The organism is Acinetobacter sp. YH16044, assembly GCF_013417145.1.
GTDB lineage: Bacteria > Pseudomonadota > Gammaproteobacteria > Pseudomonadales > Moraxellaceae > Acinetobacter > Acinetobacter amyesii.
Window position 1 is genome coordinate 41392 of the sequence record NZ_VPEK01000014.1, and the last position, 25920, is coordinate 67311.

Annotated in this window: 28 protein-coding genes and 2 tRNA genes; 15 read left to right on the top strand and 15 right to left on the bottom strand. The window is 41.9% G+C overall.

Annotation, left to right across the window (positions count from 1 at the left end; all coding sequences use genetic code 11):
- Positions 1 to 147: 147 nt before the first annotated feature.
- The 4 genes from FTV38_RS09945 to hisA all read left to right on the top strand — a co-directional run bounded on the left by FTV38_RS09945 (position 148) and on the right by hisA (position 2935).
- On the top strand, positions 148 to 813 hold the full coding sequence (locus FTV38_RS09945; protein WP_180022367.1) for a 3'-5' exonuclease: 666 nt from the start codon (positions 148 to 150) through the stop codon (positions 811 to 813).
- 433 nt (positions 814 to 1246) lie between these two features.
- Positions 1247 to 1684: a hypothetical protein gene (locus FTV38_RS18090; protein WP_257220775.1), complete on the top strand. Its 438-nt coding sequence runs from the start codon at positions 1247 to 1249 to the stop codon at positions 1682 to 1684.
- Positions 1672 to 2010 (top strand): hypothetical protein, encoded by a 339-nt coding sequence (locus tag FTV38_RS18095; protein ID WP_257223971.1) that lies wholly within the window; start codon positions 1672 to 1674, stop codon positions 2008 to 2010. The genes FTV38_RS18090 and FTV38_RS18095 overlap by 13 nt, the downstream gene beginning before the upstream one ends.
- Before the next feature lie 193 nt (positions 2011 to 2203).
- Positions 2204 to 2935: a 1-(5-phosphoribosyl)-5-[(5-phosphoribosylamino)methylideneamino]imidazole-4-carboxamide isomerase gene (gene hisA / locus FTV38_RS09955; protein WP_078190493.1), complete on the top strand. Its 732-nt coding sequence runs from the start codon at positions 2204 to 2206 to the stop codon at positions 2933 to 2935.
- Between the two features lie 82 nt (positions 2936 to 3017).
- On the opposite strand, the gene FTV38_RS09960 is transcribed toward hisA, so the two are convergent.
- Complete coding sequence (locus tag FTV38_RS09960; protein ID WP_180022368.1) at positions 3018 to 3569, bottom strand: helix-turn-helix domain-containing protein; 552 nt, start codon at positions 3567 to 3569, stop codon at positions 3018 to 3020.
- Between the two features lie 90 nt (positions 3570 to 3659).
- On the opposite strand from FTV38_RS09960, the gene FTV38_RS09965 reads away from it, so the two are divergent.
- The gene (locus tag FTV38_RS09965; RefSeq protein WP_180022369.1) at positions 3660 to 4541 is read left to right on the top strand and encodes a DMT family transporter; all 882 of its coding nucleotides are present in this window, start codon (positions 3660 to 3662) and stop codon (positions 4539 to 4541) included.
- 88 nt (positions 4542 to 4629) lie between these two features.
- Here FTV38_RS09965 and FTV38_RS09970 read toward each other — a convergent pair whose 3' ends face one another.
- The 3 genes from FTV38_RS09970 to FTV38_RS09980 are packed head-to-tail and all read right to left on the bottom strand — an operon-like array spanning position 4630 to position 6666.
- Positions 4630 to 5022: a hypothetical protein gene (locus FTV38_RS09970; RefSeq protein WP_078190495.1), complete on the bottom strand. Its 393-nt coding sequence runs from the start codon at positions 5020 to 5022 to the stop codon at positions 4630 to 4632.
- Positions 5023 to 5061: 39 nt separating this feature from the next.
- Positions 5062 to 5688 (bottom strand): DUF1294 domain-containing protein, encoded by a 627-nt coding sequence (locus FTV38_RS09975; RefSeq protein WP_180022370.1) that lies wholly within the window; start codon positions 5686 to 5688, stop codon positions 5062 to 5064.
- 27 nt (positions 5689 to 5715) lie between these two features.
- On the bottom strand, positions 5716 to 6666 hold the full coding sequence (locus FTV38_RS09980; RefSeq protein ID WP_180022371.1) for a homoserine kinase: 951 nt from the start codon (positions 6664 to 6666) through the stop codon (positions 5716 to 5718).
- 110 nt (positions 6667 to 6776) lie between these two features.
- On the opposite strand from FTV38_RS09980, the gene hisF reads away from it, so the two are divergent.
- Positions 6777 to 7538, top strand: coding sequence for an imidazole glycerol phosphate synthase subunit HisF (gene hisF / locus FTV38_RS09985; RefSeq protein ID WP_373685396.1), 762 nt, complete (start codon positions 6777 to 6779; stop codon positions 7536 to 7538).
- Between the two features lie 375 nt (positions 7539 to 7913).
- On the opposite strand, the gene FTV38_RS09990 is transcribed toward hisF, so the two are convergent.
- Positions 7914 to 8534, bottom strand: coding sequence for a hypothetical protein (locus FTV38_RS09990; RefSeq protein ID WP_180022373.1), 621 nt, complete (start codon positions 8532 to 8534; stop codon positions 7914 to 7916).
- A 111-nt stretch (positions 8535 to 8645) separates the two neighbouring features.
- Here FTV38_RS09990 and FTV38_RS09995 point away from each other — a divergent pair, with 111 nt between their 5' ends.
- Positions 8646 to 9656, top strand: a complete 1011-nt coding sequence (locus FTV38_RS09995; RefSeq protein ID WP_180022374.1) for an AraC family transcriptional regulator — start codon at positions 8646 to 8648, stop codon at positions 9654 to 9656.
- 165 nt (positions 9657 to 9821) lie between these two features.
- A complete protein-coding gene (gene aqpZ / locus FTV38_RS10000) occupies positions 9822 to 10508 on the top strand; it encodes an aquaporin Z (RefSeq protein ID WP_180002782.1) in 687 nt (228 codons plus the stop codon).
- A 97-nt stretch (positions 10509 to 10605) separates the two neighbouring features.
- On the opposite strand, the gene FTV38_RS10005 is transcribed toward aqpZ, so the two are convergent.
- A complete protein-coding gene (locus tag FTV38_RS10005; RefSeq protein WP_180002780.1) occupies positions 10606 to 10854 on the bottom strand; it encodes a hypothetical protein in 249 nt (82 codons plus the stop codon).
- Positions 10855 to 10971: 117 nt separating this feature from the next.
- Positions 10972 to 12060, bottom strand: a complete 1089-nt coding sequence (locus FTV38_RS10010) for a DNA/RNA non-specific endonuclease (RefSeq protein WP_078193159.1) — start codon at positions 12058 to 12060, stop codon at positions 10972 to 10974.
- A gap of 263 nt (positions 12061 to 12323) precedes the next feature.
- Between FTV38_RS10010 and FTV38_RS10015 the strand changes: the two genes are divergently transcribed.
- Positions 12324 to 13040: a hypothetical protein gene (locus FTV38_RS10015; protein ID WP_180022375.1), complete on the top strand. Its 717-nt coding sequence runs from the start codon at positions 12324 to 12326 to the stop codon at positions 13038 to 13040.
- Between the two features lie 202 nt (positions 13041 to 13242).
- Here the strand turns inward: FTV38_RS10015 and FTV38_RS10020 are convergent, their stop codons facing one another.
- The gene (locus FTV38_RS10020; RefSeq protein WP_078193161.1) at positions 13243 to 15123 is read right to left on the bottom strand and encodes a potassium transporter Kup; all 1881 of its coding nucleotides are present in this window, start codon (positions 15121 to 15123) and stop codon (positions 13243 to 13245) included.
- Between the two features lie 122 nt (positions 15124 to 15245).
- Here FTV38_RS10020 and FTV38_RS10025 point away from each other — a divergent pair.
- The 3 genes from FTV38_RS10025 to FTV38_RS10035 all read left to right on the top strand — a co-directional run bounded on the left by FTV38_RS10025 (position 15246) and on the right by FTV38_RS10035 (position 16258).
- Positions 15246 to 15336 (top strand) — tRNA-Ser (locus FTV38_RS10025).
- Positions 15337 to 15764: 428 nt separating this feature from the next.
- Positions 15765 to 15992, top strand: a complete 228-nt coding sequence (locus FTV38_RS10030) for a hypothetical protein (RefSeq protein ID WP_078190515.1) — start codon at positions 15765 to 15767, stop codon at positions 15990 to 15992.
- Positions 15993 to 16182: 190 nt separating this feature from the next.
- Positions 16183 to 16258, top strand: a tRNA-Thr gene (locus tag FTV38_RS10035).
- Positions 16259 to 16309: 51 nt separating this feature from the next.
- Here FTV38_RS10035 and FTV38_RS10040 read toward each other — a convergent pair.
- The 3 genes from FTV38_RS10040 to FTV38_RS10050 form a co-directional block, all read right to left on the bottom strand.
- Positions 16310 to 17137 (bottom strand): cyclopropane-fatty-acyl-phospholipid synthase family protein, encoded by an 828-nt coding sequence (locus tag FTV38_RS10040; protein WP_180002761.1) that lies wholly within the window; start codon positions 17135 to 17137, stop codon positions 16310 to 16312.
- A gap of 1 nt (position 17138) precedes the next feature.
- Entirely contained in the window at positions 17139 to 18437 is a 1299-nt protein-coding gene (locus FTV38_RS10045) for an FAD-dependent oxidoreductase (RefSeq protein WP_180002759.1), read from the bottom strand.
- Between the two features lie 430 nt (positions 18438 to 18867).
- Positions 18868 to 19746, bottom strand: coding sequence for a pirin family protein (locus FTV38_RS10050; protein ID WP_078190517.1), 879 nt, complete (start codon positions 19744 to 19746; stop codon positions 18868 to 18870).
- A gap of 327 nt (positions 19747 to 20073) precedes the next feature.
- Between FTV38_RS10050 and ycaC the strand changes: the two genes are divergently transcribed.
- Positions 20074 to 20700 (top strand): isochorismate family cysteine hydrolase YcaC, encoded by a 627-nt coding sequence (gene ycaC, locus FTV38_RS10055; protein WP_180022376.1) that lies wholly within the window; start codon positions 20074 to 20076, stop codon positions 20698 to 20700.
- A 107-nt stretch (positions 20701 to 20807) separates the two neighbouring features.
- Positions 20808 to 21731 (top strand): LysR substrate-binding domain-containing protein, encoded by a 924-nt coding sequence (locus FTV38_RS10060; RefSeq protein ID WP_180022377.1) that lies wholly within the window; start codon positions 20808 to 20810, stop codon positions 21729 to 21731.
- Between the two features lie 69 nt (positions 21732 to 21800).
- Here the strand turns inward: FTV38_RS10060 and ahpC are convergent, their stop codons facing one another.
- Together ahpC and FTV38_RS10070 are read right to left on the bottom strand one after the other, a co-directional pair.
- Positions 21801 to 22364, bottom strand: a complete 564-nt coding sequence (gene ahpC, locus FTV38_RS10065) for an alkyl hydroperoxide reductase subunit C (protein WP_078190520.1) — start codon at positions 22362 to 22364, stop codon at positions 21801 to 21803.
- A gap of 162 nt (positions 22365 to 22526) precedes the next feature.
- A complete protein-coding gene (locus FTV38_RS10070; RefSeq protein WP_180022378.1) occupies positions 22527 to 23165 on the bottom strand; it encodes a TetR/AcrR family transcriptional regulator in 639 nt (212 codons plus the stop codon).
- A 132-nt stretch (positions 23166 to 23297) separates the two neighbouring features.
- Here FTV38_RS10070 and FTV38_RS10075 point away from each other — a divergent pair, with 132 nt between their 5' ends.
- A complete protein-coding gene (locus FTV38_RS10075) occupies positions 23298 to 23762 on the top strand; it encodes a hotdog fold domain-containing protein (protein ID WP_180022379.1) in 465 nt (154 codons plus the stop codon).
- A gap of 122 nt (positions 23763 to 23884) precedes the next feature.
- On the opposite strand, the gene ssb is transcribed toward FTV38_RS10075, so the two are convergent.
- Together ssb and FTV38_RS10085 are read right to left on the bottom strand one after the other, a co-directional pair.
- The gene (gene ssb, locus FTV38_RS10080; protein ID WP_078193176.1) at positions 23885 to 24472 is read right to left on the bottom strand and encodes a single-stranded DNA-binding protein; all 588 of its coding nucleotides are present in this window, start codon (positions 24470 to 24472) and stop codon (positions 23885 to 23887) included.
- Positions 24473 to 24523: 51 nt separating this feature from the next.
- Entirely contained in the window at positions 24524 to 25888 is a 1365-nt protein-coding gene (locus tag FTV38_RS10085; protein WP_180002751.1) for an MFS transporter, read from the bottom strand.
- Positions 25889 to 25920 lie beyond the last annotated feature (32 nt).

Below are 25920 nucleotides of genomic sequence, written 5' to 3' on the forward strand. Positions count from 1 at the left end.
TGTGTTTAAGTGCCCTCGTCACTGTCATAGCAACGCGCTATGACAGGCAGGTGAGTCAATGGCTCATGCTCAACGCCACATCTCGGTATTTGCATTTCCCTACTAAACGCTCTAGGCTGCAACAACAAGCCTTTGAATTAAATCACAATGACTGATGCTCTACTGACACCTATTTTGCCAACAAAAGAACAGATTAAAAATTTTCCATTGTTCCAAAATTTAGTGCCAGAGCAGATCCATGTCATTCACAATGCAGAACAATGCCAACACTGGGCCGATGAATTGCAGACGACTGCCTTATTCGGTTTCGACTCTGAATCTAAGCCGACTTTTCGTAAAGGTGAGGTCTCTACCGGTCCACATTTAATCCAACTTGCGACGGCGCAACAGGCGTGGTTGTTTCAAATGAACGAATGCACTTGGGATTTTTTAAGACCAATCTTGAGTAATCGGGATCAAATTAAAGTAGGTTTTGGCTTAAAAAATGATGCGCATTTATTTCGTAAAAAAGGCATCGAACTGAATAGTGTCTTGGAACTCTCCAAGTGCTTTGCTTCTTTTGGCTTAACCCAACCCGTCGGTTTAAAAAATGCCATGGCACTGCTTTTTCGTGTGAATTTTCCAAAATCTAAATCGGTCAGCACCTCGAATTGGGCCAAAAAGCGCTTAAATCCAGAACAAATTCGTTATGCCGCTGCCGATGCTTATGCCCCTGTTTTGGTCTTTGAAGAATTATTACAACGTGGCTTATTACCTAAAACCATTCCCAATACCTCCCTCAAACTAAGAATTCGTCCGCACATGAAATTATAAACCCTTAATTATTTTAATGATTTAATTTATATTCAGCGATGTAACCACTCTGTAACTGGATATTGCCCCAATCTATGGCATGACCAAGTGCAAAGATCGGCTGAAGAGTGCCAATGAATTTGCAGTTTATTTGCGCTAAAGATTTGAACAGTACGTTATTGCTTTAAAAATAGTCACAGCACAGCCTAAAAACAATAAAATTGCACCTTTTAAGTACATTTATACCTTTGATTTAACTCATTTTAATTACATTAATATACATTTGTATTTTTATTCAACTAAGGTTTTGATCTCTCTTGGTTTTCTAGCAGAATTACATGATTTATCTCATTCTTTCTATACTTTCATAATTTGTTTTCATCAATCTCCTTTTGCTAAAACAAGTCTGCAAAATACATAACACATCATAATTTAAAAGCTTGGAGAACCTGACATGTTGAACTTATTTACAGGAAAAATCAGCGGTGTACTCAGCCTGACTTTACAAGGAATCAGTAAAGCGATTGGACTGGTTTTAAATACTGTTTTGGATACTGTAGACAGCGTTTTAGAGACCGTGAGTAGCTTAACAGCCCCCTTAACGGATGCACTGACTGAGCTTCCACTCATTGGGGGGACCATCGAAAAAGTACTGGCAGTTGAAAATCAGTTGATCGGCACTTTAGGCGATGGCTTACATGCGGTAGCCGATCAACTCGCGACAGGTGATCTTCTCGGCGGTGTACAGACCGCTCTCAATGGCATAACTGGTGTGGTCGGTCAAACTGTGACTGAAGTTGCAGGTTTGGTTGATCATCTCAGTGGGGGGCTGCACCAATCACAGACGCACTTTCTGACCTGCCATTGCTGGGCGGTCTATTGGATGCAGTAGGCGAAACTACAGGCAATTTAACAGGCTTGTTGGCTGAAACGGGCGGCTATGTAGCCAGTATTGATCCTACCGAATTATTAACAGCTGTCCTGAATGCTCCTTTAACAAGTGTAGGTGGTGTCGTGCAAGATGTTTCAGGCACTTTAGATGCCTTACTGGATGACATTGCACCGATTACATCGATTGCCACTGAACTTCCTGTAGTCGGTGATCTCGTTCAAGTGGTCGGTGAAAGTACCACAGTCCTCAATCATGGCTTGTACGATGTCGGTAGCTTACTTCAGTCCGTAAACAGCGATTTATTACAAACAACCGCTTATATTTAATGACTCAAAACGCGAATACACAGCGCATTTTTATAGATCAAGAATAAAATCCAATCCTCTATTTGCACTGGCCTGACACATGTCAGGCTTTTTTAATTCATCAATTCTGATATTAGCCTTTAGTGAATCAGCGTTTATTTGATAAGATTAAGCACAAATTCATTCTTATTTTGATTGAGCAAGGAGCGAAAGCATGCTGATCATCCCTGCAATTGACCTGAAAGATGGCAAATGTGTCCGTTTAAAACAAGGTCGTATGGAAGACGATACCGTATTTTCTGACGATCCAGTGGCAACTGCACAGCATTGGGTAAATGAAGGCGCGCGTCGCTTACATTTGGTAGATTTAAACGGTGCTTTCGCTGGTACACCGATTCATAAGCCTGTGGTTGAAGCGATTGCTAAAGCACAGCCTGAATTGCCAATTCAAATTGGTGGTGGTATCCGCTCTCTTGAAACCATTGAACACTACCTTGATGCAGGCGTATCGTTTGTCATCATTGGTACAAAAGCGGTAAAAGAGCCTGAATTTGTTGAAGAAGCGTGCAAAAAATTTGCAGGCCATATCATTGTTGGTATCGATGCCATGAACGGCATGGTGGCAACAGATGGTTGGGCAAATGTCACAGACGTGAAAGCTACTGATTTGGCAAAACGCTTTGCAGATGCTGGCGTATCAAGCATTGTCTACACCGACATCGCACGTGATGGCATGATGCAAGGTGTGAACGTTGAACAAACCGTTAACCTTGCAACGTATTCAGGCTTACCTGTTATTGCATCGGGTGGCGTGACCAACCTTGACGACGTGCGTAACTTAAAAGGCCAACCGGGTATTTTAGGTGCGATTACCGGTCGTGCAATTTATGAAGGCACATTGAACCTTCGTGAAGCTCAATTACTGCTTGATCAACAAAGCTTGTAATTTTCCCGAGCAGAAAAGAGGTCTTCGGGCCTCTTTTTTATGCCAATAATTTAACTTTATACTCGATTTGAATGGCTTAGGCTTAATTCACACAATTTCGCATAAAACGTACGACGGTCGAACCTGAATTGATATAACGATAATTTACATCACTGGCATAGACGTGACTTTGACCTGCACTGAATGTGACAGGTTGATTATTGAGATCCAAGGTTAATTGACCTTCAATCACAAAGATCATTTCATGCCAACCAGCCGGATCAGGTTCAGCATAATAAATTTCATTGGGTGCCAAAGACCATTCCCACATTTCTACATGCTGTTTAGCCTGACAGCTCGATAAAATTTTGGCATAACTCTGACTGGTTTGCCCTTGCCAAAGTTGCTCATGAATCCTTTCAGGAGGTTGTGCGGCAGCAGCACGAACCAAATCCACAAAACTGACTTCTAACGCATCTGCCAGCCAACCCAACTTCGCCAAACTAATATTGTCCTGACCCGACTCTAAACCTGCGATGGTACGTCGGCTCACGCCGGACAAATCAGCCAATTGTTGTTGCGTAAAATTCTTAGCATCTCGGTAATGTTTTAAATTAGATGCAACATGCTTTAGCACATACGTTGAATTGGTCATAGGATCAATCCTTGTGAGTATTGTGCAATATATTGCACATTTAATAAAAATAAGACAATATGTGACTTAAATTTTTATCAGCTTTTCACTATGTTTCCCGCCACGCTCTCACAGAAAGCACCACAAATTGCGCTCATTTTAATTACTGTCATATGGGGTGCGAGCTTTATTACGGTTCAATATGGCTTAAATTTTAGTAGCCCAGTCTTGTTTGTTGGGCTGCGATTTGCTGCTGCGACGATTGCGGTGAGCCTGCTTTCCTTAAAATATCTGAAGCATTTTTCTAAACAGGATGTAATTGCTGGAGCGAGCATTGGTGCTGTTATTGCCATCGGCTATGCCACACAAACTGTAGGTTTACAGACGATTAGCAGTAGTGAATCGGCTTTTTTAACCGCGCTATATGTCCCTTTAGTGCCATTTTTTATGTGGCTTTGCTTTAAAAACACGCCGCATTTAATGACATGGTTAGGTGCAAGCTGTGCTTTCGTCGGTTTAGTGTTTTTAACGGGTAATGGCTTTGGCGCCATTCAGCTTAACTTTGGACAAATCATTACGCTGCTCGGGTCGATTGCCATTGCCTTTGAAATTATCTTGATCAGCTATTTTGCGCCCCGCGTCAATCTGCGCAGAGTGACGGTTCTACAGTTGGCATTTGCCTCTCTGTTCTGTTTTTGCTTTGCCCCACTGGTGGGTGAAACCACTTTGCCAAAATTTGAATGGCCATTAATTGCTGTACTTTGCGGATTGGGGCTAGCCAGCGCCGTAATTCAATTGGTGATGAACTGGGCGCAGCGTATGGTTGATCCTGCACAGGCGGCAATCATCTATGCAGGTGAACCGGTTTGGGCCGCGATCATTGGGCGGCTTGCCGGTGAACGCTTAACACCGCTCGCTCTCATTGGCGGACTGTGTGTAGTTCTTGGTGTGATTGTGAGTGAATGGCGGCCGAAATGGTTAAAGAAACGCTAATTTCAGCTTCCACTTTTACATTAAAAAGCGACCCATTAGGTCGCTTTTTAATGCCAAGATTTTTATGCCAAAAAGTTCTGAACTCGCATTAGTCATACATCGGTCTGTTGTCATTGACACGAATTAAACCTTTAATCGCGCGGTACACAATCCATAACCAAGACAGTCCGATCACCGTGACGCAGAAGGTACTTGCTCCCAGTGCCACCCCTGCAAAGGCATTAGCATTATTGCCAGTAAAGAACAGAAAAATAAAAGGCACGAAAGCAATGATGTTCCAAATGAGATACCACCAAAACGTACGAATCTGCCAAGTAAAATGGCTTTCAAAAATCGTACCACGCACATCACTGCGTTTGACGTAATTGATAATCAGCGCGAGGACCGCAAGCAAGCCGGCAGAAAAAATCGCCACAATATAAAGAATATACAAAATAATCGTGAGCAGGCGGTTTGGATCTTTATCAATGGAATAATTCATTTCGCTCTCCGTCATGATGATTTTTCGGATCATTCCACCCTAGATATGCAGGATATTAAATGGTGAAATTAGCCATAAAATCAGTAATATGTTAAAGGCTATGGTACAGAAATATATTTTTCGAAACGGTTGTTTTTGTGTTTTATGCCGCAAACGTTGCTGAGCTAGCCATGCCGCCGGCCACCCACCTAAAAAAGACAAAAGATGCAGTGTATTTTCTGGCACGCGTCGGTTCCCCATTTGCGCAGCTTCTTTATCTTGAGCGTAGAACCAATAGGTCAGGACATTGATAATACTCACAAAAAGCAGCACCATGCCACTGAGTAAACCCGCCACAGACAAACCCGCCAAGGCGAGGATATAAATGATGCACAAGATTTGCATCGGCTCTGCCTGACGCGGCATCTGCACCACATTTTTTTTATTAGGGCGTTGTGTAGCTTTGGTTTGTGAGGCTTTTAAATAATGCACTTGCTGCGCACGAAAGCGTCCGCGTTCGTCTAAGATCACAGCATAATCCAACGCGCAGCCCACGATTGGTCGTGGGCCGGGACGGGAAAAGTCTTTAATGTGCAAAAATACGCGATCTTTGGTGCTATCGTTCGGTTGAATGAAGCCGTAGCCCTTATCATCAAACCATTCTACTAAGCGTCCTTGATCACGCATGCTTTTCCCTCTCGTTGTTTTTAAAATTTATGCTGTGACGAATTTTAATCGTTCAATCAGCATATTACGCATTTCAGCAGGGTTTTTCTGCAAAATATCATCCCCTGTACGGCCTTCTGCAGCATTTTTCTGTGCCACCTGTAAACGCATCATCCAGAAGCGACCCGCCGCCATTGCCAAATATAACTCTAGACATGATTTTTCATCTGCGGTTAATGGGCGCACGCTTTCATATGCATTTAAAAAGGCAATGGCTTTGTCTTCATTCAAATGCACATCCGGATATTCAGTACAGAAGTCATTTAAAGTAATAGCAATATCAAACAAGAGTTCGTCTTTATTTAACTCATAAAAGTCTAAAATACCGTTGAGTTGATCGCCTTCAAATAGAGTATTGTCACGGAACAGATCAGAATGAATAAAACCGGCAGGACGGTCTGGATACATCGCCGTTAAGATGTCATATAAGCCCAACAGATTGTTGAGCAACGTGGTATCTGCTTCATTTAATGTTGGACGAATATCGCGTGAAACTTGTAACCAATAAGCATGATCACGATATTCTGCACGTTCCAAAGGGAAGTCTTGTAGAGCCACATGCATTTTCGCTTGGGCAACAGCAATCACTTCTGCTTGCGCTAAGCTCGCAGGCATCGGATGTTGACCGTGCATGCGTGGCGCAATCTGAGCAGGTTTATCCTTTAAGCTATGAATCGCTTTACCTGAATGATTCAGCGGTACAGGCACAGCTAGACCAGCCTGCCCCAAATGTTCGAGTACAGGCACCAGCTCCCCTGCACCTTGCTCGTCCATCTCTTCAAAAACGGTTAATACATACTGCGTGCCATTTTCGCAAACAATAAAATAGTTGGTATTTTGAATACCGCCTTGAATCGGAATCAGGTCAATCACCTCCAGTCCATAAGGTGCTGCAAAATCCTGAACTTCCTTTAAAGTCAAAGTGGTATAAACCGACATAGAAAACCTGCGAAAAAACTTACATATTTTTGATAGAATAACCGCTCCGACTACTAAGGTGTAGCATCTAAGTCGCGAAGTTTCATAATCGGCTGTTATTTTTGGAAAAAATTATGCTTGCTAAACGTATTATTCCTTGCCTCGACGTGGACAACGGTCGTGTAGTGAAAGGTGTTCAATTTCTTGATATTCGTGATGCAGGCGATCCAGTTGAAGTTGCACGCCGTTATAACGAACAAGGTGCGGACGAAATTACCTTCTTAGACATCACCGCAACCTCAAATGGTCGTGATACTACTTACCGTACAGTAGAGCGTATGGCTGAGTCTGTATTTGTGCCATTAACAGTCGGTGGTGGCGTGCGTAAAGTAGAAGATATCCGCATGTTATTAAATGCGGGTGCGGACAAAGTTTCGATTAACTCTGCGGCTATTTATAATCCTGAATTTGTACAAGAAGCCTCTCAGCGTTTTGGCGCACAGTGTATTGTGGTTGCTATTGATGCGAAAAAAACCGGCGATAATAAATGGGAAATTTTCACCCACGGTGGTCGTAAAGAAACCGGTATCGATGCCATCGAATGGGCGGTAAAAATGGCGGACTTCGGTGCAGGTGAATTACTCATCACATCGATGGATGCTGATGGAACCAAAGCTGGTTATGACATTGAACTGATGCGTAATATCAATGACCGTGTGACCATTCCAACCATTGCTTCTGGTGGTGTCGGTAATCTACAACATTTGGCCGATGGTATTTTAAAAGGTGGCGCAGATGCGGTGCTTGCAGCCTCTATTTTCCACTTTGGTCAACACACCATTCCTGAAGCGAAAAAATATCTAGCAGAACAAGGCATTGAAATGCGTCTTTAATGGGCTTGTTTTCAATGAAGATTGAAAAAGAGCGATGATTCGCTCTTTTTTTTGCTTTGGTGTTTTTGATGCAACGCCATTGATTTGTAGCAGAGCATCGCCCATACAATTCATCAACGATAGACATAAAAAAAGGAGCCTTGTCGGCTCCTATAAACCAAGAAAAACTACAGCACTTGGTCTGATACGTAAAACAAATGAAAAAATATACATAGCAACTTCATCAATCAACTCGTCGTGTACAAGCCTTTTGATGATTTAAATATAGGGCATTTACACTGTATTTGATTGACAGTAGATTCATAATTTATTGACAAATTGCGACAGCTCAAATGGGTAGCAACGCTCGTTGTCAAAACGCACAGCGCATTCATATTAGACCGTTTCAAGCAGTGCAACTGGCTTTTTGCGCTCAGCGACCCACTTTGCAGGAAATACCCGATTCACCCAGTGTGACAATGGTTTCGCAATCGCTGTCGGTAGTAACACACCTAGTGGATTCTGTTCCTGTAATTTTGCCGATGAGATCACCCGAGTCCCTAAAATATAATCAAACCACGGTTTGGTCACACACCAGTTGGCATCCTGATTTGAATTCATATGGTGGTCATAGTGCCATGGAATCTTTTTCATCGCCCACTCTGGCTCAAGATGTGCGCGACGATGGATATAATAATAATTCCCTGCACAATACAGCACAGACAAACTCATTCCTTTGGAAATGGGATAAAACAGCGGGACAAATACGGCTGAAACTGCCACCAGTGACAATATTTCATTTTTCGTGCGCCAGTTCTGTACACCTTCAACATAGCCATGATCATGAAAATCTGTTTTTCGAACTTCACGATGATGTTCCCAATGTGATTTCATGCTTTTCGGTACTGGACTAAAACGTGGCTTGCCTGACCGATGTGTCCCATGCAAAACATATTTATGCGCGACCCATTCAAAGGCATTGGCGACGACCAACCCTGCAATAAAACCTTTTAACATGACCAATATCTCCTTTTCTTAGCTCCACTATAGGTAATGAAGAGGGCTAGATATTGACCGTTTTTTTTAATATTATTGACAAAACACGACAAAATTTAGAATTAAAAAAATATGCAACAACTCAAGGACTATACAGGATCGGTCTATGGAGGACTGGGCCATTTGCTCTATGCTTATCACCAAGCTCAAGGCATTGCTATTCCTGAAAAACTGAATAAAGTTCAAAACTTAGAACGTTTTGATTATGCCGTTTGGCGTGATTTATTGATGGATTTGGATCAAAAGATCCAAAAGCCAGCGCTGGGTTTAGAAATTGCAGAACATGTGCAACCCAAACATATTGGCATCATTGCGTATATTGCCCTGTCCTGTGAAAACTTAGGCGAAGCGCTGCTCCGCTACCATGATTTTCATCGCTTAATCTTCGATGGTAGTCCATTGCTGATTGATATTCAAAATGATTTTTTCTCGATCGGTTGGAATGATTTACCCATGAATATGGCCAATCAATTGACCGATGAAATTGCGATTGCCTTAATGCTGCAGTTTCTAAAATTATTCATGCGTTTTGAAGATATCAATTTACACGAAGTGCATTTTCATAATCCTGCACCGAAAAATGTCGCTCAGTATGAACAATATTTTCGCTGTAAAGTTCGATTTTCCCAAGAAAAGTCGAAGGTTATTATTCCCATTCAAGAACTGTCTCGCCCCTTTTCCCAAGGCGATCAGACCTTACAAAAACTGTTAATGCAACAGGCACAGTCTTTATTGGAAAAGCTGCCGAATACCACGCAAATCGACCAACGCTTACAACAAGCCATCTTAATGGGTTTGCAAAAAAATCAGTTCCAAATTGAACATGTCGCTACTCAACTGAATCTGTCCGTCCGACAATTACAACGCCATTTACAACAACAAGGCAGCACCTATCAGCAACGCATGCAGGAGGTCCGCTGTATGATGGCTGAAGAATTTTTAAGAGACCCACATTTAAGTTTGCAAAAAATTGCGCTACTGCTGGGTTATTCAGAACAGAGTGCATTTCAACGTGCTTTTAAACAATGGCGAAATTTAACCCCACAGCAATGGCGCTTATCGCAAATTGATGCAGCAAGTTAAAATGTGACGCAGTTATCATTTTATATATTGTGATTTTCAGCAAAATCCATTAAAGCTATGCATATTCAATAAATGAATAAAACAACACTTCACAACTATATTGCACTCATGCTGAGTGAAAGATTGAAAATCTATTCCAAATGACAAAAACAAATGGAATTTTAAATGAATAAATATTTAGCAGAACTGATCGGTACGTTTTGGCTGGTCTTTGGTGGTTGTGGTAGTGCGGTCTTGGCTGCGGCCTTTCCTGAACTTGGCATTGGCTTCGCAGGCGTGGCACTGGCCTTCGGTTTAACGGTGTTAACGGCTGCTTATGCGCTGGGTCATATCTCAGGGGGACATTTTAACCCTGCCGTGAGTATCGGCTTGTGGGCCGGTGGTCGTTTTGAAGCGAAAGAACTAGCACCCTATATTATTTCTCAATTGCTGGGTGCAACCCTCGCCGCATTTATTCTATTCATCATTGTACAAGGTCAGGCCGGATTTACAGGAGTCGGCGGTTTTGCCACCAATGGCTATGGTGAATTATCTCCAGGTAAATACTCTATGCTCTCAGCGTTAGTCATTGAAATTGTGCTGACGGCTGGCTTCCTGATTGTGATCATGGGAGCAACGGATAAACGTGCCCCTGCTGGATTTGCCCCAATTGCGATCGGTCTTGCGCTTACATTGATCCATCTGATCAGCATTCCCGTCACTAATACTTCGGTCAACCCAGCGCGTAGTATGGGTGTGGCATTCTTTGCTGAAACTGCTGCGCTATCACAAGTTTGGCTATTTTGGGTAGCCCCAATCATTGGTGCGGTGATTGGTGCGGTCATCTATAAACTGATGGCAAAAGACGAATAAATAGAAGAAGACACCATAAAAAAGCTCACAATCTGTGAGCTTTTTTTCATTCATCCCGAATTGAGCTTTGCTTCCTTCGACGGCCGATGACACAGCTTTAAAGAAATGGATTTTCTACTTCGTTTTCTTCACCGCCCTGCGCTATTTTTTCAGCTAAGTTGGTTTCTGCCTCAAGCGTGGTCACCACATCATTGAAAAATGCCTGTAAAGCTTTCGCTGCAGCTAAACCTGCTTGGTCTTTCGTCACCTGTAAATTGCCATAAATATTAATTCGATCTTGGCCATTTTCTAGTGTTAAGTCATGAATTGCATGCGACGCAGTGTCATTTTCAAATGCTTTGAACATGATGGATATCCTTCTTTTTTGTTGTAGTGATGCAGCAATAGAAATACGTGAAAAAGATTTCAACTGCAAGCAATGATCCTCTTCATCGCTCGCAGTTCAGCGCTATTATCTACTCAATTATTTCAAAATCTGTAGCAGATATTGCAGAATTTCTTCAATCAATTGTTTGACCAAGGCATCTTGATTGTTGTCATTTTCACTGCTTGCCATGGATGTCTCTCCCACAGAACCACCACTCGATTTAAACTCTTTTTGCAAACTTAAAATCTTGTCTTCTGCGACATCTGCAGCACACTGGCTTTCAGCATCCCAATGCAAATAAGCGATATCTTGATTTGCTTTTACTTGGGTGGCTTTGAGTGGCAAACGGTAGGTATTACGCTTTTGGTCTTCAGTTAATTCTGGAAAGAAATTAATTCCAGTCAGTTCTTCTAGCGCACAAATACTCATGACTTTGACTGTCGGTGCCGTATCACGCAAGGTATTGTCCGCATAGTACACGCCTGCAACACCTTTTTTCGGCAAATAGATCGCCTTATAAGTAGCGGTCGGCACGATGACCCCTTGCCCGATGGTTTTTAATTTTTTCGCACTATATACCGGCCCCGTTACCACATAGACATCTTGCTTTTGTTTGGTCACTATCGCCCGTGTGGCTTCTTCTAACTCACGCCACACTTGCTGATTATTTTTTGGAGCTTGCGGCACCATATTGGCCAAAGAAAAACTATCTAACTGCGCAGCTTTATTGGGCATATCGGCATTTGGCGCCATGTGTCCACGGTCATAGCCTGAAGATTTATAGTCTGACAGCAAAGCCCGATATTCAGACGGCACGCGAGTCTCTTCATGAAAGTTATCTTCACGCGGAATTTTTTGACTCAGGCGTGCGGGGGTTAATGCTTCTGCAACCCAAAGCGGTGTCTTGGATATCCCTGAATACATGACATTAAAGCCATTAAAACACAGTGGAAAACTGTTTTTATGTAGGCTTTCACGGACCAAATAAGGTGGCACTTCACGATAAAATTGGTCCAAACAGGCGCTATTTGAAGTGCTGCTCATAGAAACAAGTTGTTGAATTTTTTCTTGCCCGAAAGCAATAGCAAAGCTTCCTGTTGCCACCAGACCCAACAGCACTTTTATGCCATTTTGCCCAAATAACTGTGAAAGTGGATTTGCTGAATTGCGTTTCTTTTTGACCATGACTTACAACAATGACTTCTAAAAGGACTATTTTTCCGCAGCTTAGCAAGGGTGCATATTTTAGTACACTTTTCTTTTTTAATTTGCTTAACAATCACACAAATATTGTTTAACAAAGCAGCAGTTGATGTAACTTTATGTCGCAGTTGTGCAGTTCTTTATAGGAGGTCATGAAGCAGTTGCGTATGTTTCATTGAATTCGCCTCAAGAATTATGACAAGGTAAAAATACGAAAAATTGCGATAAAAATATACGGAGTGATTATGCATTCTAAAATTTTAGGTTTAGGTTTAATTTCAGGTTTAATGAGCGCAGCAGCATTTGCAGAGCCGCCGATTCAACCCGGTGATACATTAGAAAGCTTATCTAAAGTCAAAATTGTGACCACCGTGAATGGTCAACCTGGTTCCATTCAGGACTTAGTTTCAAGTGGCCAAGTTCAATTGGTTGAAGCTCCTGCCGGACAAGTCAATGCCGCTGCAACAGAACAGCCCTTAAACCCTGAACAGGCTCAGGCAAACCAAATCGATCCGAATGCCCCTGCAGTCCCTGCAAATGCTGAACAAGCCGTGACTGAAGCGGAAAATGCACTCGCAAATGAACAACAAAGTGTAGCTGCTGCACCTACAGAGCAGTCCGTTCCAACTGAACAAACAGCAGTGGCCAATACACCTGAAGCCGCGGTAACTGAAGCACCTGTGGAAACAGCACAGCAAGCACCTGAAGCCGTATCAGCGGATAACAACGCTGCACCCGTCATTGCCTCTTCTGCAGAAGCGCCAGTGAATGCCGATAGCGCATCGGCTGCATTGCCTGAAGCTCCTCAAGCACAACAAGATGCTTTTATGGCAGCACCTGAGACTCAAAGTGTAAATCCTGCAGATGCATCAATTCAAGCCAACCCAGAAGCACCTGTTGCTGACGAAGCCATCCAAGCTGCGCCTGAAGCCTCTGCAGATGTAGACGCGACAATCAACTAATCAGCGTATTTTCAAGGATCAAATAACGCAACATCTTCATTCTGTTGTTTTGCTCGCATACTCCTCCCAGGAAAAAGCAACAGAATGATCTCTATGTCTTTGGACTAAAAAGTTTAATTATTACAGATAAAAAAAAGCCAGAATTGATCTGGCTTTTTCGTGTCTAACTTTTAAATCTATGCCTAAAAGTTCAATCTACGTCTTAAATTTCAATCTGACTGCCCAACTCAACCACACGGTTGGTTGGAATTTGATAAAAATCGCTGACTGGACTGGTATTTCGCTGCATAGAGATAAACAGCTTTTCTCGCCAAGGTGCCATGCCTTCACCCAAGGTATGAATAATACGGTCTCTGGAAATAAAGAAACTGATTTGCATTAAATCAAATTCAAATCCCAATTCACGATACGCATGCTCCAAAGCGGCAGGAATATTCGGCTGATCTTTAAACCCATAAAACATCGTGATTCGATAGAATCGATCATCTAGTTTTTCCGTGATCACCCGCTCATTTTCGGGTACAAATGGCACATCTCGGGTGTTGACCGTAACCATAATATTGCGTTCATGCAGAACTTTGTTGTGCTTAATATTATGCAACATGGCATGAGGCACGATCTCAGGCGTTCCTGTCAAGAATACGGCATCACCTGGAACAAACTTGGTTTCACTACCCATGCTAACACTGCGAATAAACAGGTCAATAGGCAAAGCATCTTTACCGAGCCGATTGAGCACCAATGCCCGTCCATCTTTCCACGTCATTAAAATCGTAAACAATACCGCACCAATCAGGATTGGAACCCAACCGCCCGCTGCGATTTTTAATGATGTCGATGCAACAAAAATCAAATCAATCAATAAAAATGGAACTGCAAAAATCGCCACTTTCCAAACCGGCCAACGCCATAAACCATAAGCTAAAACTGAGATCAAAATCGTACCGCAGAGCATGGTCATGGTCACAGCTACGCCGTACGCACTGGCCAAATTCGCACTGTTTTCAAACAGCAAGATCAAGATCAGCACCGAGATAAACAATGCCCAGTTAATAAATGGTAAATAAATCTGACCACGTTCAACTTCAGAGGTATGTTTCACTGTCAAACGCGGCAAGTAACGCAATTGAATCGCCTGATTGACCATGGAGAATACCCCTGTGATCACCGCTTGAGAGGCAATCACCGCGGCCGCAGTTGCCAAAGCAATCATTGGATACAATGCCCATTCAGGAATCAGCATATAGAATGGATTGGCTAAAGCTTCAGGATTACGCAGTAGCAAAGCACCTTGACCCGCATAGTTCAACAGCAAGCACGGCATCACCACAATAAACCATGCCAAGCGGATTGGGAGTCGGCCAAAATGCCCCATATCGGCATAGATTGCCTCACCACCCGTCATCGTCAAGATAACCGCACCCATAGTCAAAAATGCAACATAAGGCTGCTGAACCACAAAATTGAAGGCCCAATGTGGACTGATCATGGTCAACACAAATGGCGTTTGCGAAATACTCCATAGTCCAAAACCACCAATGGATAAAAACCACATGAGCGTTAAAGGCCCAAAGAATTTACCCATCGTGCCTGTGCCATGGCGTTGCACTAAAAATAGCCCCGCTAAAATACCGATCGATAAGGGTTGCAGCCATTGGTTAAACATCGGCGTCGCAATACTTAAGCCTTCAATCGCGGATAACACAGAGATTGCGGGGGTAATGATCCCATCACCAAAGAACAAAGATGCCCCAATAAAGCCAAGGGCAATCAGGTAGATTTTTTTGTTTTCGGCAATTCGTGTGGTTCGTAGATTCAAGGCCAACAGCGACATAATACCGCCCTCGCCATTGTTATCTGCGCGCATGATGATGCTGACGTATTTAAAACTAATCGTCAGCATGATGCACCAGAAAATCAGGGACAGAATACCCAGCACAGACGCTTCGCTAATCGCCAAGTGTGCTGTGAGGAAACATTGGCGCAGCGCATATAATGGGCTCGTCCCAATGTCTCCGAATACTACGCCCAAAGCTGCCAAGGTGATGGCAGGCAATGCGGCTTTTTGTGCAGTACTTTGCATATAATTGTCTTCAATTTAGACAGGATTTTTGCGAATCATAGCACCGCTCAAGATGTTTTTGTCTAATTCAATTGTTTCTCTTGGCAGAATATATTTTTTTCGCTATTATCCACCGCGCAAAAGGTGAAGTGTCCGAGTGGCTGAAGGAGCACGCCTGGAAAGTGTGTAAACGTTTATAGCGTTTCGAGGGTTCGAATCCCTCTTTCACCGCCAGAATAAACTGCAATGCCAAGCAGAATGAAGGTCTAAATTGATAAAATTTAGGCCTTTTTTAATTTTATTGTTCTCAATATTAAATATCCCCCTAATTGATCTTCTATTTGTTTAGCTCAATAACTTCACAGTATTTAAGTCCTGATTGACGGATTTCAATCACACGTTTTTTTCCTAATGCACGACTTATGGATTTTTTATTGGCAGCAATAAGTACACGTATATTTACAAATACAAATTTTATATTCTAAAGACAATTACTTAAGCCTATGCTAAAAATAAATCATCCTCTCAATATAGGTACTATTCAAAAAATTATTCATTAATTTAAACATCATAGAACTGAAACGCGATTGCGGTACTTTTAACTTGATCAACGAAAAACTTAAAAAACACATTTCATATATCACTGCTATTCGGGAGAGAACATGAATAACAGCCAGAATTATGTTAAGCAGATCAAGAACGCCAAACGTGGTGGCTATACCCCAACCCTTGCCAAAGACATCAATAAACATAAAATTCAAAAAGCACAGCGTCTGATTGACGAATGGCGAAAGCTCGCCAATGAACTCCGCCCCCAAATGCAACTGGAGATGGCATATACACTTGAAGAATGCGCACAGGATCTAGACCAAATTTTAAGAATGAAATAGCACTCAACGCTCACCCATCCTATTTTTTCGCCCACATCTTGTGGGCGAAACATTACCTATTTTTATTTCTCTGGTTTTTAGAGCCAAACATCGGTCGAATGCTGAATAAATCAAACGTATAAATTACATTCGATTTGCTGTTTTTTTAACTTGCACCACTTCAAAAAATCTGTAGAATGCATTCCACAACGCCGGCATAGCTCAGTTGGTAGAGCAACTGACTTGTAATCAGTAGGTCCACAGTTCGAATCCGTGTGCCGGCACCATTTCTTAGCCTCGCTTTTTAGTGAGGCTTTGATGTTTTTAAAGCCTCTTTTTTATGGCTTCCTCGCGCTAATCTGCACATAACGAATCAGCCCGTCTCGATACAACTTCTCACACAATTTTGCCGTCATCTTGATTTTGAATTGATCCACATGACTCAGGCTCATCTGACTTTTTTGTTCTTGAATATAATCGGCAAAACCCTGAAATACGAATTCGCTGATATCTTCAATCTGGATATTTTCGAAACCTGCCTGTTGCACTTGGTGTTGTAAATTTTGCTTTGAATTTAAATTTTTCAAATTCACATCTGCTGCTTTCAACAGACTTTGATATTTCAATCGTTGCACTGAATTTAAATTCAAAAACGCATCGGACAACATCAAATAGTGAAAAGCAAAGCGTCCCTTTGAATTCAAAACATTAACAACTGATAAAAGCAATAAATTCAAATCACTATGATACGCAGCATCAATACACAGTACGGCATCCATACAGTTTTGTGGATAAATATTTTTTAAATTCAAAAATGAATCTTGTTGTATTTTGATTTTTGAATTTAAATTTTTTTGGATTTTTTCCACACATTCGGTTTGCAATTCGACTGCGGATAAGTTTTGAATTTGAAAATGTTCCATCCAAAAAACCAAGCTCGCGCCCTGCCCACAACCAAGGTCTAAAACACGATCTGTAGATTTTAATTGAATGGATTCGGCAAGATGGAAAGCGAGTTTTTGACAGGCTGCAGGATAGGATGATTTTGCATCATTCCAATAGCCCAAATTGCTCCAAGCAAGCTCCGCATCATCTCCGAGTAGTCGACTGTTAATCGCATATTTATGGCTAGGGACGTACTGACGAATTGCTTGAAGCCATTTCATGTTAGTAACCGAGTTGAGGGGCAACCTCCACTTTAGGTTTTAAACCCACAAACGGCAATGGCGCACCAAAAATTTCTGCAATATGCATAGCAGACGTTACCGCAGACTCTAAAATCGGCAGACCATCGCAAGACCATGAGCCACAAAAGAAGACTTTACGCTCAGGGGATAAATGTCGTTGCTGTAACTCTTTATTCAGCGCCACCGTATGTGAATCCACCACTGCGCGTGTCAAACTGACCGAAGAGATCACTTTTTTAGGATCAATCGGTGTCACTGGCTGCCAAGTTTGGAACACTGGAGTTTTACCCACCAAGCTCGGCTCGATTGAGTTAAGCCACACGGTAAATTGCTGACGAGTAAATTTACGATCCATCATATAACTTAGTACAGACCAATCTTTGCGCTTCGGCGGCATCACCGTTTGATCAGTGTGGATCACCAACTGACCTTGCTCAAATTTAAATTTCTTTAAGAGCTCAATATCGTCAGCAAACTGAGTAGAATCTAAAAATTCTTCCGTTTTGGTGGTTGGTGTCGCAACAACCACGCGATCGAATAGATGATGTGCACCGGCCTCAGTTTCCACCAAGACTTTATCGTCTTGCTCGAGCACTTTGGTAATTGCCGTACCACTTTGAATATTTAAACCTTCAATCAGTTTATCAACCAACGCAGGTGTACCACCTTGGATACGCAACAAGGCATCACCATTGGTCAATTGACGCAAGAAAATCAACAGCGGTTTCGCAGGCCATTCGCCAATCGTTTTCGGGTTACAAGTGCAAATGGTATACAACACAGGCATGACTGCACCATGCCAAAATACTTCTTCAATTTCATTTTTATTAATGAATTCAGCAAGCGTAATATCCTGATTTTTTGATTTAAAAAATCGAGTGATCGCGGCTTTGAGTTGCAACATTCCTTTGACTAAACGCCAGCCATATTGTTGTAAGCCTTTACGATTATTAATAATTGGGAAATTACCAATACGGCTACGACTGGTGGTCAACCACGTTTCTGTACGATCTTCAAATAGCCAACTGCATGCCATATAGGTACGGACTGGGAAGGTTTTAATCCCTAAATGGGTCGCCAAACTTAAGGTATTTTTCCAGAGGTGTGGATTCATCACACGCAAAGGGGCATCGATCAAGCCGCCTTCAAACTCAGTGCTGTGGCTATCCATACCACGACCCGGCAGAGCTTCGAAAATTGTAATGTTATGCCCTGCGTCTTTAAGAATTCTTGCGGTAGCCAGCCCAGCCATGCCACTACCGATGACTGCAATTTCCAATTTTCTTTTCCATCTATAAAACACAGTTTAAAAGTATGACTGATCAGAAGTTAAAAATAGCTATTAAAAAATACCAGATTCGCACTTTTTGTATGGATTTCAGTACAGCCGTTTTTAAGTTAAATTTACAAATATTTACAGTCAAAAAGCACACAATTTAAGCTTTGTTTTTTAAACATATTTTTCTTTAAAATTTTAATTACCCTATAAAACCAAACAATTAAATTAACCATTTTTATAACTTTCGGTTTACTTTAAAGCCAAGTCTCGCTAAGATGCGCCACATAAGAAAGTGATAAATTCATCACAATTTATAAAAAGTAAAATGATATTTAAATCATGACAACTATAAATACTACAGCGCTCAATAAAAAAGCCTCTGACTGTTCAGAGGCTTTTTTTTCGGCTATTTCAACGGCATGAATTTCACTTAAGCCTCATGCGCTAGCGCAATTTCACCAAATTTTCCGTTATTGAAATCATCAAAGGCTTGAATAATTTCAGCTTTGCTATTCATCACAAATGGGCCATAACCTTGAATCGGCTCATTTAGTGGCTCACCGCTAAGCAACAAAAATTGTGTGTCCTGCAACGCTTGTAGCTGAATGGCGATATCGTCTTTGGCAAACATGACCATCGAACTGTCTTGCACTTTATGGCTTTCATTCACCACAACCTCACCCTTCAAGACCACCAAAATGGTGTTATGCCCTTCAGGTACATGTAAGGTGGTTTCATATTGAGCTTTCAACTCACCATCCCAGACATTCACTGGACTAAAGGTCTGTGCTGGCCCAAGGTGACCACCCATTTCACCGGCAATCACCCGAATATGGCCTGCACCTTCATCCATGTCTATGCGTGGAATATCTTGGCGCGTGATCGCTTGATAACGAGGCTGAGTCATTTTGTCTTTTGCCGGTAAATTCACCCACAATTGAACCATCTCAAAAAGACCACCTGCTTGAGCAAATTCAGGCGAATGAAATTCTTCATGTACCAAACCCGAACCTGCGGTCATCCATTGCACATCGCCCGTTTGAATTGTGCCGCCACCACCACTTGAGTCTTTATGAGTCACTTCACCGCTGTAGGCGATAGTCACGGTTTCAAAACCACGATGTGGATGTGAACCCACGCCATGCTGTGCAGTGGTGGGATCGAACTGATAAGGTGCCGCATAATCCAAAAGCAAAAATGGGCTAATGGCCTGACCTAGACGATCATAGGAGAATAAGCTTTTGACTGGAAAACCATCACCCACCCAATGCATTTGCTGATTACGATAAACACCAATTACTTTTTTCATTTCTTAGCTCCTATATTCATACGATAGGATGAACATAGCGCTTATTTTAAGCTTTGAAATACTTGATGGCCATCATCCAGATAGCATTCTATATCTCAAATTTAGAACAATACTCAGACATACAATCTGCACCTCACTCAAAACCAAGCATTAATTCAGAAATTCTAAGCTTTAAGTCATATATAACGATGAATTATCCCAATTTTATGATTGAGCTTCTCATTTAAACCCATTTCATTGTCTCATTTTTACAACTATTCTAAATCTAGTTAACACGCAGATTTCATCTGATCCTGCGTACTTGCAAACAGGAAAGAGGACAATAAAATGGGCAAACCTTACGTTCGTTTAGACAAAGATAATGCCGCGGTACTTTTAGTTGACCATCAAACAGGTCTACTTTCATTGGTTCGCGACATTGATCCAGATAAATTTAAAAATAATGTGCTCGCACTGGCTGCAGCCGCAAAATATTTTAATCTTCCAACGATTCTCACCACCAGTTTTGAACAAGGTCCAAACGGTCCATTGGTTCCAGAACTAAAAGAGATGTTCCCTGACGCACCTTATATTGCACGCCCAGGTCAAATTAATGCTTGGGACAATGAAGACTTTGTGAAAGCCGTCAAAGCAACAGGCAAAAAGCAATTGATTATTGCCGGTGTAGTGACTGAGGTTTGTGTTGCATTTCCAACCTTGTCTGCTTTAGAAGAAGACTTTGACGTCTTTGTGGTGACCGATGCTTCAGGTACATTCAACCATTTAACCCGTGACTCAGCTTGGCAACGTATGACGCAAGCGGGTGCGCAGCTTATGACGTGGTTTGGTACCGCGTGTGAATTACACCGCGACTGGCGTAATGATATTGAAGGTTTAGGTGCGCTTTTCGGCAACCATATTCCAGACTACCGCAACCTCATCAACAGCTATACGCAAAATACTGAAAAGAAATAATCCTTCAGTAGTAAAAAGCGGCTCCGAGCCGCTTTTTTTATACCTGATATATAAATTGACGTATGATAATTTGAATTGAAATAATTTTTCACTGCATAAGGTGATCCATGCATTCATTTGATGACTATTACTACTTTTACTTGGTGGTGAAACATGGCGGTTTTAGCGCTGCAAGTGAAGCATCGAATATTACAAAATCAAAATTAAGCCGACGCATTTTAGATCTTGAAGCCAAATATAATGTCACCCTTATTCAGCGTTCTACCCGACACTTTAAGGTCACGACATTAGGCCAAGAATTGTATGAAGAATGCATAAAAGTGATCGAACAAGTCGAATGTGCGCATCAGGTACTCCTGAAGCAAAAAAGTGAACTTGAAGGCTTGGTTAAAATTAGCTGTCCACCGGTCATGATGGAACATCAAATTCGCCCCTTGTTAAATCAATTTTTAAAAGATCATCCCAAAGTTCAGGTTGAACTCGAGCTGTCTAGCCGCCGTGTAGATGTCTTGCATGACGACATTGATTTAGCGATTCGTACCAATTTTAGTAAGAATGAAGACTCGAGCATTATTGTACGTGACGTGATTAAAACCGTGCATTGCTTAGTGATTAGTCCTGAACTTTTACAAGGACGCGAGTTAAAGCATATTACCGAATTGACAGAATTTCCGAGTATCGTTTTGGGCACACAGAAAAACCGCTATCAATGGCATTTGCATCATACGGGACAGCAAGAGCAGATTGAAATTGCCTTACAACCTCGGATTAAAAGCAATGACTTAGCAGGTGCTTATTATGCGGTACTCGATGGTTTAGGCATCGCAGACTTACCGTATTTAACGGTACAAGCAGATATTGAGGCAGGTCGTTTAATTCACCTCTTCCCCGAATGGTGCTCAAATGTCGGTACGGTACAATTGGTATATGCTTCGCGAAAAGGTCAGCGCCTAGTCATGGAAAGATTAATTGACTATTTAGTCGCTGGAATTCGTGACTATGCTCCGGAGCATGATGGCTATTTAGTTTAATGTTCTAGACCACAAAAAAAAGCCAGAACTGAGTTCTGGCTTTTTTAAATCTACGGTTGGATCACTAAATTAGATTTTACCCACTAGGTCGATCGATGGTGCAAGCGTCGCTTCACCTTCTTTCCATTTTGCAGGACATACTTCACCTGGGTGTGCATGTACATATTGAGCAGCTTTTACTTTACGCATCAATTCAGAAGCATCACGACCAATACCACCTGCATTGATTTCAACGATTTGGATTTTACCTTCAGGGTCAATTACGAAAGTACCACGGTCAGCAAGACCATCCGCTTCAATTAAAACATCAAAGTTTTTCGCAAGTGTCCAAGTTGGATCGCCAACCATTGGGTATTCGATTTTCTTAATTTCTTCAGAAGAATCGTGCCAAGCTTTATGCGTGAAGTGTGTATCAGTAGATACTGAATAAATTTCTACGCCCATTTTTTTGAATTCAGCATAGTGATCAGCAAGATCGCCTAATTCTGTTGGACATACAAAAGTAAAGTCAGCAGGATAGAAAAACACCACAGACCATTTACCATAGAAGTCTTTTTCTGAAACTTCAATAAATTGACCGTCTTGGTAAGCGGTAGCGTTAAATGGTTTTACTTCAGTATTAATTAAACTCATTTGATATTCCTCTAACTCATTTCAGGGATTGCTTATCTGTTGAAGCTAGAATACGACTTATCAAATCATAGGTAAAACCGAACTTTTTTATAAAAACTATCGGATTTTTAGATTTACTATTTAAATCAATCTTTGCCTTTCCATCGAGAAAACCAATCAATTTCAATGAGAGCAAGGCTTTATATCCATACAGAGGGCCTGCCAAGCAGCCTGTATAAACTGTTGTTTATAGTGTGATGGTGGCGTTTTGACTTTATGCGATAACCATGCCCGACAATAATTTTCCGTTGCCCCTAAGACCAAAGACATCATTAATTCTTTGGGTAAATGCTCGATCAAATGCCAATCGGATTGTGCGGTCAACCAATCCAGCAGCGCGGTATTGCGTTGTAGATTATGTTGTTTTAACTCGGCTTGTAGCGTTTCCTTACGCATATTAAACCCTGCAGCATATAAGAATTCTGCAAAATCAGGATAGGCTTCGACCCAGTCTATATACGAGCACAAAATGGCTTGAATGCCTTCCTGCAGCGATTGGGCCTGTGTCAAGGCGTCTGCCCTTTTCGCAAATTGATCTTGCAATGCCGCAAAATACAATGCTGCTACTAAACCATCTTTATTTTTAAAATGATGGTAAATCGCACCAACACTGGTCTCTGCACGGTCTCGTACATGTTCAATCGTCGTCGTTTCAATCCCTTGCTCTAAAAAACATGCAAGGGCTTCTCCTAAGATCTGCCTTTTAAGTTCCGCTCTGCGACCGCTGTAAATTCGTTGCAATAATACTTGATTTGACGACATTGATACTTTCCTTTGCTAGGGTCATTTTAAAACAATGTTGGCTTTTTTTAATAGCTATGACGTCATTTACGCCATTAACAGAATATTATTCCGTATTAGAATTATATTCTGAATAATGAAGGATAATTAAGCATGAGCCAAGCATTAAAATTATGGAAGACCTTCCAAAACAAATCCGCAGGGAAATGGACTTTTTCTAAATTGCTGTGTTTAAAAGCACCGTATTTCAGCAGTATTTCGCCTGTTTTTGATGAATTAAAGCCCCAATACTGTGAACTACATATTAAAAAACAGCGCAGTGTGTTGAATCATATTGGCACTGTCCACGCGATTGCCATGTGTAATATGGCCGAATTGGCTGGCGGTACCATGACGGATGTAACCGTTCCGAGCAGCCATCGTTGGATTCCCAAAGGCATGACTGTGGAATATTTGAAAAAAGCCGATACAGATTTAACGGCCATTGCCACGCCTGTCGATGCTAATTTTACGTGGAATGCAGGGAGTGATTACTTGGTGAATGTCGTGGTGAACAACACGCGTAATGAAGCCGTTTTTAAAGCCGTAATTACTATGTGGGTTTCTGAAAAAAAATAAGTCGTCGACTCAATTGCAAAATGAAACTGATCTTTCAAGATGAGACATGCGAAAAAAACCCTCAAGATTGAGGGCTTTTTTTGATGATGATCTACCGTTTTAAACGCTGTGTTTAAGGTTCATTAGAACGGTAAGTCATCATCTAAATCTGCTGCTGCAGGAGCCGGTGTCGGTGCAGGCTGTTGTTTTGGCGCAAAACCACCTGGGTTGTTATTGCCATAGCTATTGCCTTGAGCCGGTTGGTTATTGCCATAACCGCCTTGGTTTGAGCTATTACCGTAGCCACCTTGGTTTTGGTTATTGTTATAACCACCTTGTTGATTATTAAAACGAGGCTGACCAAAATCACCGCCTTGACCTTGTTCGCCTTGTTGGCGATTATTGTCAAGCATTTGCATTTGTTCACCACGAATTTCAGTCGTGTAACGCTCTTGACCGCCTTGATCTGTCCACTGACGAGTACGTAATGAACCTTCAATATAAACTTTAGAACCTTTGCGCAAATATTGCTGTGCAATTTCACCTAAGCGGTTATGTAACACAATACGGTGCCATTCTGTTTGCTCTTTACGTTCACCTGTATTTTTATCTGTCCATGAATCACTCGTTGCAATTGAGAACTGAGTGAGAGAACCACCATTTGGGAAAGTTTTTGTTTCAGGGTCACGACCCAAAGTACCAACTAAAATGACCTTATTTACACCACGCATCAGACGTATTCTTCCTATTTGTTTCTATTATTTACTTTATAAGAGTTATGGTTAAATGGCTACCTCTTTCCCTAACAAGTGCGTTAAATGTTGTCGCGCAGATTCATCCATCTGCTGCTTATCCACTTTTACATAAGCCACTTGCTGGTCAGACATCACCACAACTTCTTCAATACCACGAATTGCTAAAAGCTGAGAAGTCCATTCATCCGTTTCTTTATCTTCAGGCAAACTGAAAACCATAGACGATAAATAACGCGGCTGAGCCAACCCAAAACTAATGATCAACCATAAAATGGCTAGCCCTGTCAGGATGCCCCATCCCATTGCCGTATCATTTAGCAACAAAAGTTGCCCGCCAATCATACCACCAAAAAATGCCCCCAGAAACTGACTGCTGGCGTTCACGCCCATGGCTGTCGCTTTAGACTGAATTGGAGCCGCTTTCGATAACCATGACGGTAATAATGCTTCCATCACATTAAATGCAATAAAGAATAATCCTAAGCCAGTAAGCAGAATATATTTAGATTCGAAACCAAAAATTAAGATGCCCAATCCTAGAATAATGCCACCAATGGCGGTCAAGAAAATGCCACGCATTTTGCGATATTTTTCCGCCAGAATAATGCTCGGAAAGGCAAAAAACAGGCTCACGACCAAAAGCGGCAAATATACCAGACCATGCGAATGCAAGGGAATATTGGCGAAGTCAATCAACTGAGATGGCACATAAATAAACATCGCTGTGAGTAGTAAATGCAATGCAAAGACTGAAACGTGCAACCGATTTAGATCAGGCATTTTCAGCACTTGCTTCAATTGCGTCAGATAACCTTGTTGGAAATTTCGGTGATGACGCGTCACTTTCGGCACCAACAGCAACATCGCAATCGCAGCAAGTCCCATGATGGTGGTCACCCAAAATAAACCCGAGATACCGACTAAACCTGTGAGCCAAGGTCCAAGGCTAAATGCCACCACAAAGGACAGACCGATACTCATCCCCATCATCGCCATGGCTTTAGTGCGCTGTTCTTCACGTGTGACATCGGCTAACAAAGCCATCACTACCGCAGACACAGCGCCACCACCGGCTATCGCACGCCCGATAATTACGCCATAGATACTATCGGACATTGCTGCAATTGCACCGCCTAAAGCAAACAACAGCAGCCCGATCACCACCAACGGTTTACGGCTATAACGGTCTGCAATCAAACTAAACGGAATCTGTAAAATTGCTTGGGTCAAGCCATAGACACCCACCGCTAAACCAATGAGTGCCGGTGTTGCCCCTGCATATTGCTGACCTGCCACAGAGAAAACAGGAATAATCATGAACAGCCCCAGCATACGTAAGGCGAAAATACTACTCAAAGCAAAAGTTGAGCGTCGTTCAAGAGCATTCATCATAGCTGGTTAAAAATTCATTAATCTTGGAATGG

Excerpts from the sequence above, each read along its gene's own strand:
- FTV38_RS09945 (WP_180022367.1), top strand. The coding sequence starts at position 148 with ATGACTGATGCTCTACTGACACCTATTTTGCCAACAAAAGAACAGATT.
- FTV38_RS18090 (WP_257220775.1), top strand. The coding sequence starts at position 1,247 with ATGTTGAACTTATTTACAGGAAAAATCAGCGGTGTACTCAGCCTGACT.
- hisA (WP_078190493.1), top strand. The coding sequence starts at position 2,204 with ATGCTGATCATCCCTGCAATTGACCTGAAAGATGGCAAATGTGTCCGT.
- FTV38_RS09960 (WP_180022368.1), bottom strand. The coding sequence starts at position 3,569 with ATGACCAATTCAACGTATGTGCTAAAGCATGTTGCATCTAATTTAAAA.
- FTV38_RS09965 (WP_180022369.1), top strand. The coding sequence starts at position 3,660 with ATGTTTCCCGCCACGCTCTCACAGAAAGCACCACAAATTGCGCTCATT.
- FTV38_RS09970 (WP_078190495.1), bottom strand. The coding sequence starts at position 5,022 with ATGAATTATTCCATTGATAAAGATCCAAACCGCCTGCTCACGATTATT.
- FTV38_RS09975 (WP_180022370.1), bottom strand. The coding sequence starts at position 5,688 with ATGCGTGATCAAGGACGCTTAGTAGAATGGTTTGATGATAAGGGCTAC.
- FTV38_RS09980 (WP_180022371.1), bottom strand. The coding sequence starts at position 6,666 with ATGTCGGTTTATACCACTTTGACTTTAAAGGAAGTTCAGGATTTTGCA.
- FTV38_RS09990 (WP_180022373.1), bottom strand. The coding sequence starts at position 8,534 with ATGTTAAAAGGTTTTATTGCAGGGTTGGTCGTCGCCAATGCCTTTGAA.
- FTV38_RS09995 (WP_180022374.1), top strand. The coding sequence starts at position 8,646 with ATGCAACAACTCAAGGACTATACAGGATCGGTCTATGGAGGACTGGGC.
- aqpZ (WP_180002782.1), top strand. The coding sequence starts at position 9,822 with ATGAATAAATATTTAGCAGAACTGATCGGTACGTTTTGGCTGGTCTTT.
- FTV38_RS10005 (WP_180002780.1), bottom strand. The coding sequence starts at position 10,854 with ATGTTCAAAGCATTTGAAAATGACACTGCGTCGCATGCAATTCATGAC.
- FTV38_RS10010 (WP_078193159.1), bottom strand. The coding sequence starts at position 12,060 with ATGGTCAAAAAGAAACGCAATTCAGCAAATCCACTTTCACAGTTATTT.
- FTV38_RS10015 (WP_180022375.1), top strand. The coding sequence starts at position 12,324 with ATGCATTCTAAAATTTTAGGTTTAGGTTTAATTTCAGGTTTAATGAGC.
- FTV38_RS10020 (WP_078193161.1), bottom strand. The coding sequence starts at position 15,123 with ATGCAAAGTACTGCACAAAAAGCCGCATTGCCTGCCATCACCTTGGCA.
- FTV38_RS10030 (WP_078190515.1), top strand. The coding sequence starts at position 15,765 with ATGAATAACAGCCAGAATTATGTTAAGCAGATCAAGAACGCCAAACGT.
- FTV38_RS10040 (WP_180002761.1), bottom strand. The coding sequence starts at position 17,137 with ATGAAATGGCTTCAAGCAATTCGTCAGTACGTCCCTAGCCATAAATAT.
- FTV38_RS10050 (WP_078190517.1), bottom strand. The coding sequence starts at position 19,746 with ATGAAAAAAGTAATTGGTGTTTATCGTAATCAGCAAATGCATTGGGTG.
- ycaC (WP_180022376.1), top strand. The coding sequence starts at position 20,074 with ATGGGCAAACCTTACGTTCGTTTAGACAAAGATAATGCCGCGGTACTT.
- FTV38_RS10060 (WP_180022377.1), top strand. The coding sequence starts at position 20,808 with ATGCATTCATTTGATGACTATTACTACTTTTACTTGGTGGTGAAACAT.
- ahpC (WP_078190520.1), bottom strand. The coding sequence starts at position 22,364 with ATGAGTTTAATTAATACTGAAGTAAAACCATTTAACGCTACCGCTTAC.
- FTV38_RS10070 (WP_180022378.1), bottom strand. The coding sequence starts at position 23,165 with ATGTCGTCAAATCAAGTATTATTGCAACGAATTTACAGCGGTCGCAGA.
- FTV38_RS10075 (WP_180022379.1), top strand. The coding sequence starts at position 23,298 with ATGAGCCAAGCATTAAAATTATGGAAGACCTTCCAAAACAAATCCGCA.
- ssb (WP_078193176.1), bottom strand. The coding sequence starts at position 24,472 with ATGCGTGGTGTAAATAAGGTCATTTTAGTTGGTACTTTGGGTCGTGAC.
- FTV38_RS10085 (WP_180002751.1), bottom strand. The coding sequence starts at position 25,888 with ATGATGAATGCTCTTGAACGACGCTCAACTTTTGCTTTGAGTAGTATT.